This is a genomic window from Ruegeria sp. YTSA219 (assembly GCF_059609985.1).
In genome coordinates, this window is record NZ_JBXWMT010000008.1 from 118,244 (window position 1) to 134,659 (window position 16,416).

At 58.2% G+C, this 16,416-nt stretch carries 17 protein-coding genes; 8 read left to right on the forward strand and 9 right to left on the reverse strand.

All coding sequences use genetic code 11. The features are described 5' to 3' along the window. The first annotated feature begins 18 nt into the window (after positions 1-18). Positions 19-315, forward strand: a complete 297-nt coding sequence (locus AC2FFB_RS12925) for an HNH endonuclease (RefSeq protein WP_496875001.1) — start codon at positions 19-21, stop codon at positions 313-315. Here AC2FFB_RS12925 and AC2FFB_RS12930 read toward each other — a convergent pair whose 3' ends face one another. From AC2FFB_RS12930 to AC2FFB_RS12940, 3 genes are read right to left on the reverse strand one after another with little or no spacing between them, the layout of a single operon-like run. Next, positions 316-1,053: a VOC family protein gene (locus AC2FFB_RS12930; protein WP_496875002.1), complete on the reverse strand. Its 738-nt coding sequence runs from the start codon at positions 1,051-1,053 to the stop codon at positions 316-318. It abuts the gene before it with no gap. Then, a complete protein-coding gene (locus AC2FFB_RS12935) occupies positions 1,050-1,658 on the reverse strand; it encodes an enoyl-CoA hydratase/isomerase family protein (protein WP_142637113.1) in 609 nt (202 codons plus the stop codon). Before AC2FFB_RS12935 ends, AC2FFB_RS12930 begins: the two co-directional genes overlap by 4 nt. Further along, positions 1,655-2,398 (reverse strand): SDR family oxidoreductase, encoded by a 744-nt coding sequence (locus tag AC2FFB_RS12940; RefSeq protein ID WP_271949652.1) that lies wholly within the window; start codon positions 2,396-2,398, stop codon positions 1,655-1,657. The genes AC2FFB_RS12935 and AC2FFB_RS12940 overlap by 4 nt, the downstream gene beginning before the upstream one ends. Positions 2,399-2,537: 139 nt before the next feature. Here AC2FFB_RS12940 and AC2FFB_RS12945 point away from each other — a divergent pair, with 139 nt between their 5' ends. Next, complete coding sequence (locus AC2FFB_RS12945; RefSeq protein WP_271949649.1) at positions 2,538-4,067, forward strand: DUF2125 domain-containing protein; 1,530 nt, start codon at positions 2,538-2,540, stop codon at positions 4,065-4,067. A 35-nt stretch (positions 4,068-4,102) separates the two neighbouring features. On the opposite strand, the gene AC2FFB_RS12950 is transcribed toward AC2FFB_RS12945, so the two are convergent. Further along, positions 4,103-4,837 carry an FkbM family methyltransferase gene (locus AC2FFB_RS12950; protein WP_496875003.1) on the reverse strand — a complete coding sequence of 245 codons (735 nt, stop codon included), beginning with the start codon at positions 4,835-4,837 and terminating at the stop codon, positions 4,103-4,105. 164 nt (positions 4,838-5,001) lie between these two features. Here AC2FFB_RS12950 and AC2FFB_RS12955 point away from each other — a divergent pair, with 164 nt between their 5' ends. Genes AC2FFB_RS12955 through lpxK form a run of 4 tightly spaced genes read left to right on the forward strand, consistent with a single transcriptional unit; the run spans position 5,002 to position 9,352 of the window. Continuing rightward, a complete protein-coding gene (locus AC2FFB_RS12955; protein WP_496694173.1) occupies positions 5,002-6,348 on the forward strand; it encodes a TldD/PmbA family protein in 1,347 nt (448 codons plus the stop codon). After that, positions 6,335-7,135, forward strand: coding sequence for an inositol monophosphatase family protein (locus AC2FFB_RS12960; protein ID WP_142637123.1), 801 nt, complete (start codon positions 6,335-6,337; stop codon positions 7,133-7,135). The genes AC2FFB_RS12955 and AC2FFB_RS12960 overlap by 14 nt, the downstream gene beginning before the upstream one ends. Then, positions 7,132-8,367, forward strand: a complete 1,236-nt coding sequence (locus tag AC2FFB_RS12965) for a 3-deoxy-D-manno-octulosonic acid transferase (RefSeq protein ID WP_496694174.1) — start codon at positions 7,132-7,134, stop codon at positions 8,365-8,367. The genes AC2FFB_RS12960 and AC2FFB_RS12965 overlap by 4 nt, the downstream gene beginning before the upstream one ends. After that, on the forward strand, positions 8,354-9,352 hold the full coding sequence (gene lpxK / locus AC2FFB_RS12970) for a tetraacyldisaccharide 4'-kinase (protein WP_496694175.1): 999 nt from the start codon (positions 8,354-8,356) through the stop codon (positions 9,350-9,352). Before AC2FFB_RS12965 ends, lpxK begins: the two co-directional genes overlap by 14 nt. Positions 9,353-9,388: 36 nt before the next feature. Here lpxK and AC2FFB_RS12975 read toward each other — a convergent pair whose 3' ends face one another. Both AC2FFB_RS12975 and AC2FFB_RS12980 read right to left on the reverse strand, forming a co-directional pair. After that, a complete protein-coding gene (locus AC2FFB_RS12975) occupies positions 9,389-10,051 on the reverse strand; it encodes a DsbA family protein (RefSeq protein ID WP_271949636.1) in 663 nt (220 codons plus the stop codon). A gap of 14 nt (positions 10,052-10,065) precedes the next feature. Further along, on the reverse strand, positions 10,066-10,572 hold the full coding sequence (locus AC2FFB_RS12980; protein ID WP_496713347.1) for a DUF721 domain-containing protein: 507 nt from the start codon (positions 10,570-10,572) through the stop codon (positions 10,066-10,068). A gap of 81 nt (positions 10,573-10,653) precedes the next feature. On the opposite strand from AC2FFB_RS12980, the gene mutY reads away from it, so the two are divergent. Both mutY and AC2FFB_RS12990 read left to right on the forward strand, forming a co-directional pair. Continuing rightward, entirely contained in the window at positions 10,654-11,709 is a 1,056-nt protein-coding gene (gene mutY / locus AC2FFB_RS12985) for an A/G-specific adenine glycosylase (RefSeq protein WP_496875004.1), read from the forward strand. Between the two features lie 58 nt (positions 11,710-11,767). Next, complete coding sequence (locus tag AC2FFB_RS12990; RefSeq protein ID WP_496875005.1) at positions 11,768-12,904, forward strand: alkane 1-monooxygenase; 1,137 nt, start codon at positions 11,768-11,770, stop codon at positions 12,902-12,904. Between the two features lie 84 nt (positions 12,905-12,988). On the opposite strand, the gene AC2FFB_RS12995 is transcribed toward AC2FFB_RS12990, so the two are convergent. The 3 genes from AC2FFB_RS12995 to rnhB all read right to left on the reverse strand — a co-directional run bounded on the left by AC2FFB_RS12995 (position 12,989) and on the right by rnhB (position 16,344). Then, positions 12,989-14,371 carry an adenylate/guanylate cyclase domain-containing protein gene (locus tag AC2FFB_RS12995; protein WP_496703285.1) on the reverse strand — a complete coding sequence of 461 codons (1,383 nt, stop codon included), beginning with the start codon at positions 14,369-14,371 and terminating at the stop codon, positions 12,989-12,991. Positions 14,372-14,516: 145 nt separating this feature from the next. Continuing rightward, complete coding sequence (locus AC2FFB_RS13000) at positions 14,517-15,620, reverse strand: site-specific DNA-methyltransferase (RefSeq protein WP_496875006.1); 1,104 nt, start codon at positions 15,618-15,620, stop codon at positions 14,517-14,519. Positions 15,621-15,726: 106 nt separating this feature from the next. Further along, the gene (rnhB, locus tag AC2FFB_RS13005; RefSeq protein ID WP_496694180.1) at positions 15,727-16,344 is read right to left on the reverse strand and encodes a ribonuclease HII; all 618 of its coding nucleotides are present in this window, start codon (positions 16,342-16,344) and stop codon (positions 15,727-15,729) included. Between the last annotated feature and the right edge of the window lie 72 nt (positions 16,345-16,416).

The following is a 16,416-nucleotide window of genomic DNA, read 5'->3' on the forward strand; positions in this document are numbered from 1 at the left end:
GCGCGACGTTACGCTGATATGACCGACCGCGACCCGATCTGCCCCCTCTGCGACCGGCCGATCCCCGATGGGAACGGCAGCCTGCACCATCTGATCCCAAAACTGAAAGGGGGCAAGGGCGGCCCCACGGTTTTTCTGCATGTGATCTGCCACAAAGAGATCCACGCCACCCTGACCGAAGCGGAGCTGGCACGGGGTTTCAAAACGATCGAAGCTTTGCGCGCCCACCCTCGCCTAGAAAGATTTCTGAGCTGGATTCGCAAACGGCCCCCTGATTTTCGATCGAAAGTGCCGGGAAAACGGCGTCGTCGGTAATCAGCCCGGCAGGACAGGGTCGCCAAAAGCATCATGGCCGGGCTGGGTCAGGCCCTGCATCTCAAGCCCTCGGAAATCGGGGGTCCGAGCAAACGTAGCACCTGCGCTGTGCTGAAACTCGAGCGTGGTATAGGGGCGTTTCCAAAGCCATTCGCGGTTCTCAACAGACCACAGGTCGGCATTAGGGGGAACCTCGTCGGTGAAAGCATAAAAGTGCAGATCGAACCCATATTGTGCCACATCCTGCACAGATAGCAGCTGCATCCCCTGTGCACGACAAAAGGCATCCTCGGCCGCGATATTCCCGGTGCGCAAGGTGATCTGTCCAATACGCGCATCCGCGAAAGGGGTCTTGGGATCGGCGATACCGTCCGGGCGATTGCCACGGAAATCGTGTTGCAGCAGTTCGATCACGAAACCCTCGGGATCAGTCAGGTGGCACATATAGCCGATATCCAGAAACTGGTCCGGCTCTGAAACCTCGATGCCTTTTTCGCGCAAATAAGCGGCAGCCAGATCAACATCCGGCAGGGTGATGCCGATCTTCCAATATCTCTGGCCCCGATCATGTGTGTACCCGCCGCCGCCCGGCATCAAAAGCAGATCGGCATCCTGCCCGGCATATCCCAATCGCAGGCTTGCGCCCTGCCGGCGTGCAGTCATACCCATTGCATCCCCGTAAAACTCGGCAAGACGATCCGTGTCAGCCACGCGCAGACGCAGGGCAGACAACCTCATGAACATAACCGCGCAATACCGGTCGCAATTTCAGGATTGGCGGCGACACTGTCAGCCACCAGATCGAGGGAGGTCTGCATCAGGTCTTCAGGTGCAACCACGCGATCGACCAGCCCAAAGGCATAAGCCTCATCCGCAGTGATCTTTTGCCCGGCCATCAAGATCATCTTTGTCCGAGCCGGACCGATCAGGGCCGCCATGCGTGCGGGATCGGAGGGTTGTGGCAGAAAACCCAGCTTCATCACCGGATAAAAGAACTTGGCTTCCGGTACGGCAATGCGGATATCGCAGGCCAGAACCATGCCATTGGCCCCACCAGCCAGCGTTCCGTTCAGTGCGGCAACCGTCAGGCAGGGTAACGCGGCGATAGCAGCCGACAACCGCTCCCACAGATCCGAGGTCGCCAGGCCGGCGCGCGCCTCTTCCAGATCGGCGCCGGCGCTGAACACTTTGCCAGCCCCGGTCAGGATCAGCGCACTTGCGTCGGTCGCGGCCTCGGCAATCTCGCACAGCTCGGTCAGCATCGCACCGGTCAGCGCATTTGCCTTGTCGGGATTGTTGAGCGTGACTGTCCACAGCCCGTCCGCTTTGTTCAATTCAATCACGTCAATCCAACCCTTTGCCGAATATCCTCACGTCGCAGCGAAATTTCGGTGCCTAGAAACTCATCCGCGTCTGACGAACACATCCACAACAGCGCCCGCGCCGGCCAATCGGCGGGGATATGATCGGTCCAATCCAACTGGCTGACGGCGTTGATCCCGCTGGCCTTGATGACCCGCTGCATATCGGTTGCAACCGTGCCGGGCGACAGGCCCATGGCGCGGATCCCATGGGAGGATTCCTCAAGATGCAGACATTCCGTCAGCATCTTGGCCCCTGCCTTCGAGGCGCAATAATGGCTCCAGGCCTCGACTGGGTTCGACGCCGCACCGGAAGAGACCGTCAGGACAGTGCCGCCACCCGCGGCACGCATGACCGGCAGCGCGGCGCGCATTCCGTGAAATACGCCCTTGAGGTTGATGTCGATCGCTTTACCCCAGGACGCGACATCGGCGCTGGATAAATGGAAAATCGGGTCAATGACACCAGCATTGCCTATCAGAACATCCAACCCGCCAAACTTGTTTACACACTCTGCCACGGCCAGCTCGACCTGGGCGAAGTCACTGACGTCGCAGGCCAGTGCAATAGCGTTTTCACCAAGCGACGACGCCAGTACCTGAATTTGATCCCGATTACGAGCCACTAGCACGACATTAGCCCCTGCTGCGGCAAATACGCGCCCTGCCTCGGCCCCGATGCCGCGACTGGCCCCAGTGATCAGTACGGTTTTCCCCTGCATAAGGTTCCAGTACCTCCATTGTCCTGAGAATTAATGAACCTCTATCCTGCGAACGGGGAATGGGTCCAGCCCTTCCCCCTTGACGCCCGCCGCCACCGGCATCACCATGCGCGCAAATTTGATCAAGAAGGGTTCTATGATGTCCGTTTTTCTCCGCCGCACCTGCGGCGCAGTTCTGGCCTACACTGTCATTTCGCAGGGGGCGCTTGCCGACGTTACTCCACAGGAAGTCTGGGATGACTGGCAGTCCTATCTGGCGCAGATGGGCTATACTGTTTCAGGTGACCAGACAGATACCGGCAATGGTATCACCATCGAAAACCTGACGATGTCGATGGACCTCCCGGAAGAAGAGGGATCGTTCAGCATGGCCATGCCTGAAATGACCCTCACCGACAATGGCGACGGTAGCGTCAATATTGGTGTCCCGGAAAGTTTCCCCATGACCGTCACCGGCAATGTCGATGGTCAGGACGAGTCATTTACAGTCGATATCGAATACGTCCACAGCGGGCTTGTTATGACCGTCTCTGGCGATCCGGATGATGTGACTTACGATTACTCTGCAGACAGCCTTGGAATCAAACTGGGTAACATCGAAGTCGACGGTGAAACGTTGCCGCCCGAAGTGGTTGGTGGCTACCTTGAAATGGCAGATGTGAGCGGCAGCTCGCAAATGAAGATCGGCGAAAACCGCGATATCGACCAAAGCTTTACCGCATCAGAGATGACCTACAGCTTGGCATTTCAGGATCCCGAAAGCGAAGACGCCGGGAAATTCGACGGCACGCTTGGCGATCTGGCCTTCGACGGCACCAGCATTATCCCTTCAGATTTCAATTTCTCTGACCCGCAGGCATTCTATGACGCTGGCTTTGCCTTCTCGGGTCTCTTTACTTACGGATCGGGCCAGTCTTCGATGGCGGGCAGCAGCGAAGGCGAAGACTTTTCGATGGCCAGCGAATCCGAAGGCGGACGGCTTTCCGGCAGCATCGACGCCAACCGAATTGCTTATGACGTCGAACAAAACAGCGCCAAAGTTGCTGTAACAACGGCGGAACTGCCCTTTCCAATCGAAATTGCCATGGAAAGTGGCGGTTTCAAGTTCGAATTCCCGGTACAGGAATCCGAAGAGATTCAACCCTTTGGGCTGGCGATAAACTTGACGGACTTCACTATGTCAGACGTGCTGTGGAGCATTTTTGACCCTGCAGCCGCCCTGCCACGCGATCCGGCCACGATTGCGCTGGATCTTTCCGGTACGGCCAAAGTGCTGACCAACTTCTTTGACCCCGAGGCCGTAGAGGCGCTTGAGTTTGCGGACGAAGCGCCGGGTGAATTGCACTCTCTGACGATCAACGAGTTGCTGGTCTCTATGGTCGGTGCGGAACTGTCCGGCGATGGCGACTTCACCTTCGACAATTCCAACACTGAGGAACTGGGCGGTCTGCCGACCCCCGCTGGCGTTGCGAACCTGCAACTGGTTGGTGCGAATGCCCTGATCGACACTCTGATCGGTATGGGTCTGATTGCCGAGCAAGACGCAATGGGCGCGCGAATGATGATGGGTCTCATGGCAGTGCCAGGGGAAGAGCCCGACACGCTGAATTCGACAATCGAGTTCAAGGAAGATGGTCAAATTCTGGCCAATGGACAGCGCATCAAATAAAAGAAACAGGGAAGGCGGCCCGGCTGCCTTCCCTTTTACGACGAGCGCCGGCGAACACGCCGGAACAGCACCGACCCACCGCTGCTGACACGTTGATCGTAGGCAAACCCAAGTGCCGAAAGATGATCGAAACAAGCCTTGATCCCATGCAATCCGATCTTACGGGTGTGGACCTCAAGATAGACTTTCTGGACATTCACAAGATCGACCCCGTCGAACAGAAACTTCTCGCCCCCTTCGATATCGACGATCAGCACGTTGGCTTCAAAGTCCCGCAGAATTTCTGACAGAGGACGTTCCGGCACGCTGACCTCACTGACATAGTCCGGATCAGGGTCCAGAGATGAGGACCAGAACGGTTCACGTATGTAAAATCGGGCGGTTCCGGGAACCCGTGTATCGCCGAGAGCAACCGCGTTCACCACCTCGACATTCGCAATGTCATTTGCCTTGTGGACACGGCCGATGAATTCACACAGCGTCGGGTTCGCCTCGATGCACATTGCGTGGCGTACACCAAGTTGCGTCACCAGATAGGATGAGATGAAGCCGATCCCAGCGCCCAGCTCTACCACTCGATCCTTCGCGTCGATGAATTTCGGCAGACCGGTCACTTCGTCTTTTTCGTAACGCTCGGCCAGGATTGAACGCTTGACCTTAGGCGTAATGATCTGCGGATCATCGGGGATTGTAACCCCGCGCAGCGATAGATTGTTCTGCATGTTGTGGCCTGCCCGTTCTTCCTGCCCAGTCGTCTCATTCTCATCCACTTGGATCAACTACTAACCTACGGCTACGGACAAAACAGCGGAATTATTGCAGCCACATGCGAAATTCGCCTTTCTGGCCTTTCTGCAAACCCCCGAAAATGACCGCAGGTCTTGCGGGACGGACGGGCGGACGATAGGTCCAAAGAAACAAGACCGGAGGCCACATGATGCGCACACCCGAAGAGATCAGCCAACACCTGCTGGATGCGGCTCGTAAGGCCGGGGCCGAGGCCGCGGATGCCATTGTGCTGGAGGAGTCTTCGGTCTCGGTCGAGGTACGATCCGGTGCGCTTGAGGCCGCCGAACGGTCCGAGGGTACCGATCTGGGGCTGCGGGTGTTTCTGGGCCAAAGACAGGCCATCGTCTCTAGTTCAGACAGCCGGTCCGAAACTCTGACAGCCATGGCCGAACGCGCCGTCGCTATGGCCCGCGAAGCCCCCGAAGACCCGTTTACCGGCCTGGCGAATGAGGCTCAGTTGATCCGGGATTGGGACATTCAGGCATTGGAACTGTGCGATCCCGCGCCGGAGCCCACTGCTGAAGATCTTCTGAATGATGCGCTGGCGGCGGAATCTGCGGCGCTGGCGGTTGAAGGCGTCTCACAGGTTTCGGACGCCGCGGCCGCCTATGGTACCCATCGGGTGCATCTGGCAGCCACAAACGGCTTTTCCGGCGGGTATGAGCGCAGCAGCCGGTCAACCTCCTGCGTAGCGATCTCGGGCCAAGGTACCGGAATGGAGCGCGATTATGACGGCGACAGCCGCACCTTCCAAAGCGATTTGCGCAACCCGGACCAGATTGGCCGGACCGCAGGCGAACGTGCTGTTGCGCAGGTTGGCGCGCGCAAGCCTGCAACAGGCGTCTATCCGGTTCTGTTCGATGAACGGATTTCATCTTCGTTGATCGGGCATCTTCTGGGCGCCAGCAACGGTATCTCCATCGCGCGCGGCTCGTCCTGGTTGTCGGATTGTCTTGGACAACAGGTTCTGCCGGAACATCTTTCGCTGATCGAAGACCCACATCGCCGGCGCATGTCCGGGTCGCGCCCCTTTGATGCCGAAGGCCTGCCCACACAACGCCGGGCGATAATCGAAAACGGTGTATTGACGGGCTGGACATTGGACCTGTCCAGCGCACGCAAGCTCAAGATGGCCTCGACAGGAAATGCTACGCGGGGCGTGTCTGGGCCTCCGTCCCCAAGCAACTGGAACCTCAGCTTGACTCAGGGCGAGCGCAGCCGTGCAGAGCTGCTGCGCGATATGGGTACTGGATTGTTGGTCACGTCGATGATCGGATCGACCATCAACCCCAATACCGGGGATTATTCCCGTGGTGCCTCGGGGTTTTGGATCGAGAATGGCGAGATTACCCACCCGGTCAACGAATGCACCATCGCCGGGAACCTGCGCGATATGCTGCTGCGGATCATTCCGGCCAATGACGCCCGCCCCTATTTGTCGCGCGTGGTTCCATCGCTGCTGATCGAGGGAATGACACTTGCCGGCAACTGACCTGCCCCTGCTGATTGAAGCCGCGCGCGAGTCCGGAAAGATCGCAACCCGGTATTCCGGGTCAAAAGCACAACGCTGGGACAAGCCCGATGGCGCAGGCCCGGTGACCGAGGCTGATCTGGCCGTGAACGCGATGCTCGAACAGCGTTTGCCCTCTGCCCGACCGGGTTACGGATGGCTCAGCGAAGAGACCGAAGACACCCAGCACCGCCTGTCCCGGGACCGGGTTTTTATCATTGACCCGATCGACGGCACCCGTAGCTTCACCGAAGGTTCCTCGACCTGGGCGCATTCTCTGGCTGTGGCGGAACACGGTCAGGTGACGGCGGCGGTCATTTACCTGCCCTTGCGTGACCTGTTGTATGCGGCGGCCAAGGGCCAAGGGGCCACACTAAACGGCGCGCCGATTGTCGTATCGGACACCCAAGACATCACGACGGCCGAGATCCTGGCCGCGAAACCCAATCTGGACAGCCGGCACTGGTGTCAGGGCCGGGTTCCTCAATTCCGTCGAAACTATCGCCCGTCGCTTGCCTATCGGTTGGCATTGGTCGGGCAGGGTCGCTTTGACGGAATGTTGACACTGCGCCCCAGCTGGGAATGGGACATCGCGGCAGGGGATTTGATCGTCCAAGAGGCAGGTGGCATATGTACGGACCGGCTTGGCGCCCCACTGCGCCTTAACAACCCACATCCGCGCCTGAATGGTGTCATCGCGGCAAACCCGCCATTGCACCGGCAACTGGCGGATCAGATTGACCCAGACAGTGCGGGCATTGCGCCATGAGCAAACCGCGATCCCTTAGTCTGGCGGCCTATCGCGTGCTTTCGTGGGGCGTACCCGGCAACGGGGACCAACCCTATGTGCCCCGACCATCAGGAGATCTGATCTGGATTCACATTGCCAATCCGGGTCGCCTTCACGCGATGATGGATTTCTGCCACAGACTGCTGCAGTCGCGCCTGGGCCTGTCGGTTGTCCTGTCGGCCCCACCCGAAGCGGACCTGAGTCAGTGGGACTGCGCGAAATACATACTTGTGAACCTACCTTCGGAACAAACCGGCGCCGCGCGGGTGTTTCTGGACCATTGGCGCCCGAATATTGGCATTTGGGTTGGCGGCGGGCTGATGCCCAATGTGATTACCCGTGCCCACGAGCGCGAAGTGCCGTTGATCCTGATCGAAGCTGAAATCGACCTGAACACCGCGCGTGGGACCCGGTGGCTGCCCGATATCAGCCGGTACACTCTCGATTGCTTTCAACGAATTCTGGCTACCAGCAACGAAACGGCCCGGCAGATCCGCAAACTGGGAATCGCCTTCACCAAGGTCAGCGAGGCGCCTCCTCTGCTGATAAGTCCGAACCCTTCTCCGTGGCCCGAAGACGAACTGATCGAAACCAATCACGCCTTTTCAAGCAGACCCATATGGCTTGCGGCCTGGGTGAAGGATAAAGAGTTCATCTCGGTCCTCAGCGCCCACCGTCAGGCCATGCGGATGCTGCCCCGGTTGACCTTAATCCTGCATGTCGCCGACATACAGGAAGCCGCCCCACTGCATCGGCGGCTCGAAGCCATGGACTTGCGCTGCATCAACTGGGACGATGGCGGCATGATTGAAGATACCACACAGGTCGTCTTGTCCTCGGACCCAGAGGATTTGGGCTTGTGGTACCGTGTTTCGGCAGTGTCCTTTATCGGCAACTCGCTCGAACGGGGCGACGGGGGACAGGATCCGTTTGGTGCGACCGCCCTGGGATCGGCTGTCATACATGGCCCACATGTTGACCAGCATCAGACAGCCTACGATCAGCTGGACCAGGCAGGCGCCGCTTTGACGGTCAGAACCGCAACCGAACTTGGGGATGCCGTGGTAGAGTTACTTGCGCCTGACCGCGCGGCGGATATGGCTTTGGCAGGCTGGCAGATCGTGACCGACGGCGCGCCGCAATCAGATCAGCTGATCGAACTGGTACAGGACTATCTGGACGAACGGAGCACCGACGATGCGGGCACCTGACTTTTGGAACACCGCTCCGGATCAGTTGGACCTCAGGGCCCGGCTGCTGTCCCCATTGGGACGGGTTTATGCGGCGGCGACAGCCCGCAGGCTGGCCTCGGAAACAGGTTTCAACGCAGGCGTCCCCGTTATCTGCATTGGAAACCTGAATGCAGGCGGGACCGGCAAAACACCAACCGTGATCTGGATGATCGAACAGCTGCGGGACGCGTGGCATCAGACCCATGTTGTCACCCGAGGCCACGGCGGCGCACTGACAGGACCTGTGCGCGTCGATCCTGGCAAACATACGGCGGCAGAAGTCGGGGATGAACCGCTGCTGCTGGCCGCATTTGCGGATGTCTGGGTGGCCAAGGACCGCGCCGAGGGCGCAAAAGCCGCAGCCCAGGCCGGGGCAACCGTAATCCTGTTGGATGACGGGTTTCAGAACCCCTCGGTCGCCAAGGATTTCTCGGTCATCGTGGTGGATGCCGAGCGGGGGTTCGGCAACGGATTGTGCCTGCCTGCGGGTCCACTGCGGGAACCGGTCGATGTGGGGCAGCAACGGGCCGATCTGGTGCTGTCGCTGGGCGGTACAGACGCGCAGACACAGTTCGCCGCCCGCTGGGGGGGAAATCTGACGGTTCCACATGCGACCGGTGCGGTCGAACCGCTGCAGACAGGAATGGATTGGACGGACACGCCGGTTCTCGCCTTTGCCGGTATCGGCCATCCGGAGAAGTTCTTTGCCACCCTGCGCCAACAGGGCGCCAAATTGCTGCGGGCCGAAGCGCTGGACGATCACCAGCCCCTGACACCGGCCCTGATGACACGGCTAGAGAATGAAGCGCACCTGCTCGGCGCTCAGATGGTCACGACGGAAAAAGATGCGGTCCGCCTGCCAGCCGCCTTTCGCAGCAAAGTCATCACCCTGCCCGTCCGGCTGAATATGGACGAGGGCGACCGGGTCAAACAGTTGCTACTGCAGGTCGCGCCTTCGCCCTGAAGGCGACCGGCCCTGACAGGCCGGTCGTGTTTGGATTTAGCTGCCCAGTTCGGCGTCGATCAGCTTTTTGAATTCTTCGTAAGACTGATTGTCGACCTTCTTGCCGTTCACAATAAAGGATGGGGTTGCTCTGATATCGTCGCGCTCGGCGTTTTCCTGATACCAGGCCACCAACGTCTGCGCACGCGTTCCGTCCTGCAGGCAGGCATCAAGCTGGTCGTTGCTGATTCCGGCCAAACGTCCGATCTTGCGCAGCTCGTCCACGATTTCCGCAGGTCCTCCGGCGCGAGTCCATTTGGACTGATCCTTGTAGATCAGATCAGAAATGCCGAAGAACTTCTCGGGGCCGCCGCAGCGCGCGACCATCGAGGCCCAAAGTCCGTATTTGTCAAAATACACCTCACGGTAGGTGAATTTGACCTTGCCGGTGTCGATATAGTTCTTCTTCAGCTCTTTATACGTCCCCTGATGGAAGGTCGCGCAATGGGGGCAGGTGTAGGACGCATATTCGACGATCTCGACCGGCGCATCCGCCGAGCCCTGAACCATTTCGATGATGGTCGAGGTATCCAGATCGGTCTGTTGTGCCTCGGCGCTGCCAACCAGCGGGTTGGACGGAGTAGAATTCGACTGCGTCAGCCAATAGCCGCCTGCGGCTATGGCGATGGCGGCGCAGATTCCGGTTGCAATACGGCTCATGAATCAGCCCTTTCTCAGCATTTTTGCTTGGATAAAACGTTACGGCCCAGACGTTCAAGGGCTGCGCGCAGATCGCCATCATGGACACCCTGCGCGGCCCGGTCTGCCTCGGCTATGATTTCTGGTTTGATTGTGGGTTTCGCCTGTTTCGGCTTGTGGTCGAAACTGGCCTGCCCCTCGGCAAATCCTGTCGGAGCTGTCTGGGTGATGCGCACCCGGCTGATGGCATTATAGCCATAAACCGCATTCACCTTGCCGCGCAGCTGTTCCTTTTGCATCTCAAGCATCGGCGCCTGCGGACCGGTGGTCAGCACCGTCAGCGTGGCCCCCATACCGCCCTTGCCATAGCCCACGTTAACCGGCCGCGCGATCGAGGCCACATCCTGTCCGACGATCTCGGCCCAATGGGTCAACAGGCGTGAAACGGCGAATCCCCGGCTTTCCCCGGCGCGCCTGATCTGGCCGTTCAGCAATGTCGCAGTACGTTTAAAGCCGCGTGTCGAAGAACGTCTGGGCTGCATCTGGTTTCCAACTCCTGTCTCTCTATTGTAAAGGGCAGAACACCGGGCGCCAGCGAAACCCGACAAGGAGATATGTAAAACTTGCGTGACACCCACGAAATTGACTTCAGCAATGAGTTGCTGGCCTGGTACGACCGCAATGCCCGTGAAATGCCATGGCGCATCGGTCCTGCCGATAGGTCTTCCGGAATGCGTCCTGACCCCTATCGGGTTTGGCTGTCCGAAGTCATGCTACAGCAGACAACTGTGGCAGCGGTGCGCGACTATTTCCTGCGGTTCACATCCCGGTGGCCGACAGTTGAATCACTGGCCGCAGCGCCTGACGAGCAGGTCATGGGAGAATGGGCCGGTCTGGGATATTATGCCCGCGCCCGCAATCTGCTGAAATGCGCGCGCGTTGTGGCTGAAAGTCATGATGGCTGTTTTCCCGACTCACACGATGAGCTGCTAAACCTGCCGGGCATAGGCCCGTATACAGCCGCCGCGATTGCAGCCATTGCCTTTGATCGTCCGGAAACCGTGCTGGACGGCAATGTCGAACGTGTCATGGCCCGCCTATACGACATTCACGATCCGCTGCCGGGGTCAAAACCACAACTCAAGCAACGGGCAGCTGCATTGACCCCAGCAGTGCGCCCGGGCGACTATGCACAGGCCGTGATGGATCTGGGTGCGACTGTCTGCACCCCAAGATCCCCGGCATGCGGGATATGTCCAATGCGCACGCGTTGCCGCTCCCACGCTGCGGGTACCCAGGCCGATCTGCCCCGCAAAACACCGAAAAAGCCAAAACCCACACGTTATGGCCATGTCTATATCACCCAGACAGCGGACGGGGCGATGTTGCTTGAACGCCGCCCAGACAAAGGGCTTTTGGGCGGTATGCTGGGATGGCCGGGATCCGAATGGTCCGATGCGCCGTCTGACACCGCGCCATTTGCGGCGGACTGGCGCGTTCTACCGGGCGAAGTGCGCCACACGTTCACGCATTTCCACCTGATCCTGCAGGTTTGGGCAACCTCTTTACCGCCCGGTGCGGCACCGGAGGACGTGATCTTGCTTGATAAACATGCCTTTCGGCCCAGCGATCTGCCGACGGTCATGCGCAAGGCATTTGACCTCTGGCGCAACCAGTAACACATTATGCTGAAACACGACCTACGGATAATCTGTCCCGCGTCGACCGGAGCTTTTGATGATCGCATCTGAAACATTGACTCGCTGGCAATCCACCCTTCCATTCTGGGTCTCGTTTTTGCTGATTCCATTGATTTGGGCCACGGCCTTTGTGGGTGGCTGGTGGGTCTTGCTGGTGCCGCTTTCAACATGGTGGATATTTGCCGCGCTGGATCAGCTCACCGGGCTCGACCTCGAAAATGCTGACCCAGAGACACCGGACAGCATGTTGCGCTGGTATATCCTGCTGACCAAAGCCTGGGTTCCGGTACAGTTCATGACCCTTTACGGGCTGCTTTGGTATGTGACGCACAGCTCTCACCTGTCTTCACCAGAAAAGATCGGCCTGTTCTTTGGCATGGGTGTGATCTCGGGGACGATTGGGATCAACTACAGCCACGAACTGATGCACCAGACGGGCCGGCTGGAGCGCGGGCTGGGAGACATACTGCTGGCCATGGTCTTGTACTCGCACTTCCGGTCCGAACATTTGCTGGTTCACCACCGCTATGTCGGAACCCCGCGCGATCCGGTAACAGCACGATACAACGAAGGCTTTCATCGCTTCTATCCGCGCGTTCTGTGGCAATGTCTGGCCTCCGCCTTTCATGCAGAGCGCGAGAAACTGGCGCGCAAGAACCAACCCTGGACTGACCGCGCAAACCCGTTCTGGCGGTATTGGATGTTACAGTGTGGTATGCTGACCCTGGCAGGTTTGATTGGAGGATGGTCCGGCCTTGTCCTGTTCCTGATTCAGGCCGGCGTCGCCATCTGGCAGCTTGAACTGGTGAACTATGTCGAACATTACGGGCTGACCCGAAAATATCTGGGCCAGGGGAAATACGAACACGTCCTGCCCTGTCATTCGTGGAACGCGTCGCAAAAAGCGTCGAACTGGCTGCTGATCAATCTACAGCGCCACTCGGACCATCACTACAAACCCAACCGTCGATTTCCACTGCTTCAACATCACGATCAGAACACCGCACCGCAACTGCCCTACGGATACCCAGTGATGACGATCGCCGCGATGATCCCACCGCTCTGGCGGCGTGTCATGAACCCCCGTGTGCGGGATTGGCGCCACCGGTACTACCCCGAAGTCACAGACTGGCAACCCTACAACAAGTCACAAAACCCGATGCCAGGGTCCTGACCGCAGCGCGCCTCGGCGCGCTGCCCGGCCCAACGACTGGCCCTGCGTCTTTGATGCATGGTCCATCGGCCAGAGAGCCCTGAGCTACATCACCCAGATATCCATCGGATATTCGACACCGCGCACAGGGTGGCCCTTGTTTTCGGTAAATTCGGCTGTCAGTTCGGAGGCACTGCTCCCTTCCTGCTCAAGCTGCAGGCGCACCGCATCACTCAGCACGATCCGGGCCTGCAGCTCGCGGGTCATTGCCTCAAGTTTCGCAGCGACATTTACCGCATCACCGATCACAGCAAATTCCAGACGGTTGGCACCAATATCCCCCAGAACAACCGAGCCATAATGGACACCGATGCCAACATGAATCTCGGGCTCTCCGGCACGTCTACGTTCTATGTTCCACCGGTCAATCACAGTCACCATGCCGCGCGCGCAGGATACCGCGTTGGTCGCATCCAACGGTGTCGTCACCGGGGTCCCGAAAGTTGCCATAAGACCATCGCCTAAGTACTTGTCCAATGTCCCATGATGGCGGAACACTTCGGCCTCCATCCTGGCGTGAAATCCACGCAGCACCTCGATCACGTCATAAGGATCACGACCCGCCGCATATTTGGTGAACCCCACAATATCGATGAAGAGCACTGCGACATTCTCTTTTCGCACCTGTTTGAGCGGATCATCATTTTGGCTCAGTTCCTCCACCACATTTGGTGAGAAATATCGCGACAGGTTCGCTCGTTCCCGTTCCAACCCAGCATTGGTCATCAGCAAATGATTGAGCCGCCGCATCGACACGCCCAGCGTCACCGCCACCATCAAGAACACAATCACTTGCTGGATTCGGATCGAAGATCTGAAACTATTTGGATCCAACATCTCGGCTACATCCGGATACCCCTGCAAGGCCTCGGCCACTTTCTCACTTATGCCGGGAATCGGAAACGCAACCCACCAGGCGATCACCCATCCGGTAGTCCAGATTATTGCAGTCCATGTGCCTATGGCAATCACCGTGCGCCAGGAATAGGCCATGGTTCCTGCTGCAAGAATGACGAAGAAATACTGAAAGTTGTCAAACCGGAATTGCATCGCCAACGGGCGCACATCATCGCTGAACGGGTTGGGAATGATCATCCCCAAAGTCATAATCAAAAGGTCAACAAAGATTAGTAGCAACTCTGTCCGAGATTGCCCCACACGGCCTGCCCGTCGGATCATCCAACCATTTGCGCAAATCAGCAAAAGGATGAAATGATACCAAAGGACCTCCCAATGCGGGTTCAGGTAGATCAGCAAAAGGCCAGTCAGACCCATTGCGATCCAGCGGGCCCGGACAGCAAGCTCCAGCCCCTCGCGCTTGTGCCGTTCCAGCGCAGCTTCGGTGTATTTATTCTCGATTTCTACTTCGTTCGGACGGGTGAAAAAGAACCGCCTAGCCCGAGGTTCGCTGGCTGCTGTGTCCGACATTGCGAAAGCTCCTACACTGCGCCGATTGCTTCAATAGGCTCATATCGGAACTCATCAGGGAAAGAAACAAAAGACCCCGCCGTTGATCGGCGGGGCAAGGCTTAGTGCCTTGTGTCAGGCCACAGGCACCGGCGGTATTGGTCTATCAGTTGTGCATCTCGGACCGGATCTGCTGACGCAAGACGTCGATCGGCACGGTTTTGCCGTCGCGCTTGAAGCACCAGTAGGTCCAGCCGTTGCAGGAGGGCGCATTCTCGAGATGGGCGCCAACCTGATGGATCGAACCCTTGATATTTTGCCCCACCAGTGTCCCATCGGCGCGGACCTTGGCCTTGTGACGCTGGTTCATGGAATAGAGTTCCTCGCCCGGGCGTAGCATGCCGCGTTCGACCAACTGGCCAAAGGGCACGCGTGGCTCGGCGCGTTTGCTGGCGCTGACCTCCAGCGCCTCGCGGTCGAATTTACGCACTTTCGCGATGCGCTTTTCGGCCACTTTGCGATAACTTTCTTCGCGCTCAATCCCGATGAATTCGCGACCCAGCATCTTGGCCACGGCCCCTGTAGTCCCGGTGCCAAAGAACGGGTCCAGAATAACGTCACCCGGATTGGTTGATCCAACCAGCACGCGGTGCAGCAATGATTCCGGTTTCTGCGTCGGATGCGCCTTGTCGCCGTTTTCATCCTTGAGCCGTTCTTGGCCAGTGCAGATCGGCAGCACCCAGTCGCTGCGCATCTGGACGCCTTCGTTCAACGCTTTCAGTGCCTCATAGTTGAAGGTGTATTTCGCCCCTTCACGCTTGGAGGCCCAGATCATTGTCTCATGCGCATTGGTGAACCGCTTGCCACGGAAATTCGGCATCGGGTTCGATTTACGCCAAACTACATCGTTGAGGATCCAATACCCAGCATCCTGCAACGCAGACCCAACACGGAAAATGTTGTGATACGATCCAATCACCCAGATCGCGCCATTGGGCTTCAGCAGGCGATGGGCCGCCTTCAGCCATTCCCGCGTGAACTGGTCGTAGACGCCAAAGCTGGAAAACTGGTCCCAGTGATCATCGACTGCATCCACTTGGCTGTTATCGGGGCGGTGCAGTTGCCCTTTCAACTGCAGATTATATGGGGGATCGGCAAAAATCAGGTCAACCGAAGCCTCGGGCAGACTGTTCATCACTTCGATGCAGTCCCCGGATAGGATCGTGTTTACAGGGAGCGCTGTCGCGCCCTTTTTGGTAGTCGTTGTCATATCGCTGCCTCAAGTTCCACGGCGCTTATGCGCTCATTTGGTTGAGACAAGGATGAGTCAAAGACGATTCGCCGTCAATTTCTTTTTTGAATCAGCGGCTTACGATTTACTCTTGATACAACATATTGTGGACGGGCTTGAACGAAACTCTATGGTGAGGGGTCACACCAAGATTTCGCAGCGCATCCTTGTGTTGTTTTGACGGATAACCGGCATTTGTCTCCCAGCCGTATCCCGGATGCTGTTGCGCCAAATCCACCATCAGTTGATCGCGCCAGTTTTTGGCAAGGATCGAAGCTGCGGCGATCGACACGGAATGGGCATCGCCTTTGACCACTGCCTGCGCCGGAATGGCCAGTCCGCGCGGAATCATATTTCCGTCGATCAACAGATAATCCGGGGGGGGATCCAGCGCCGCCACCGCGCGCTCCATCGCCAGATGCGAGGCACGCAAGATGTTGTGCTCATCAATCTCGGCCACCGAAGCCTCGGCTACCGCGAATTCGGCGCAGCCACGCAGGGCAGTATCCAATGCGGCCCGGCGCTTGGCCGACAATTTCTTTGAATCATTCAATCCTTCGGGCATGTCCGCAGGATTCAGGATCACTGCAGCAGCCACAACAGGACCGGCCAGCGGCCCCCGCCCAACCTCATCGACGCCGGCAATCCGCAGATATCCCTGCGCAAGCGCGGCTTTTTCAATCTCATAATCCGGTGTGGTCATGTTTTGGGAAAATCCTGTTTTCCCCCATTGCGCAAGAAAAAAGAGAGGACAGCAATCGCTGCCCTCTCCGAC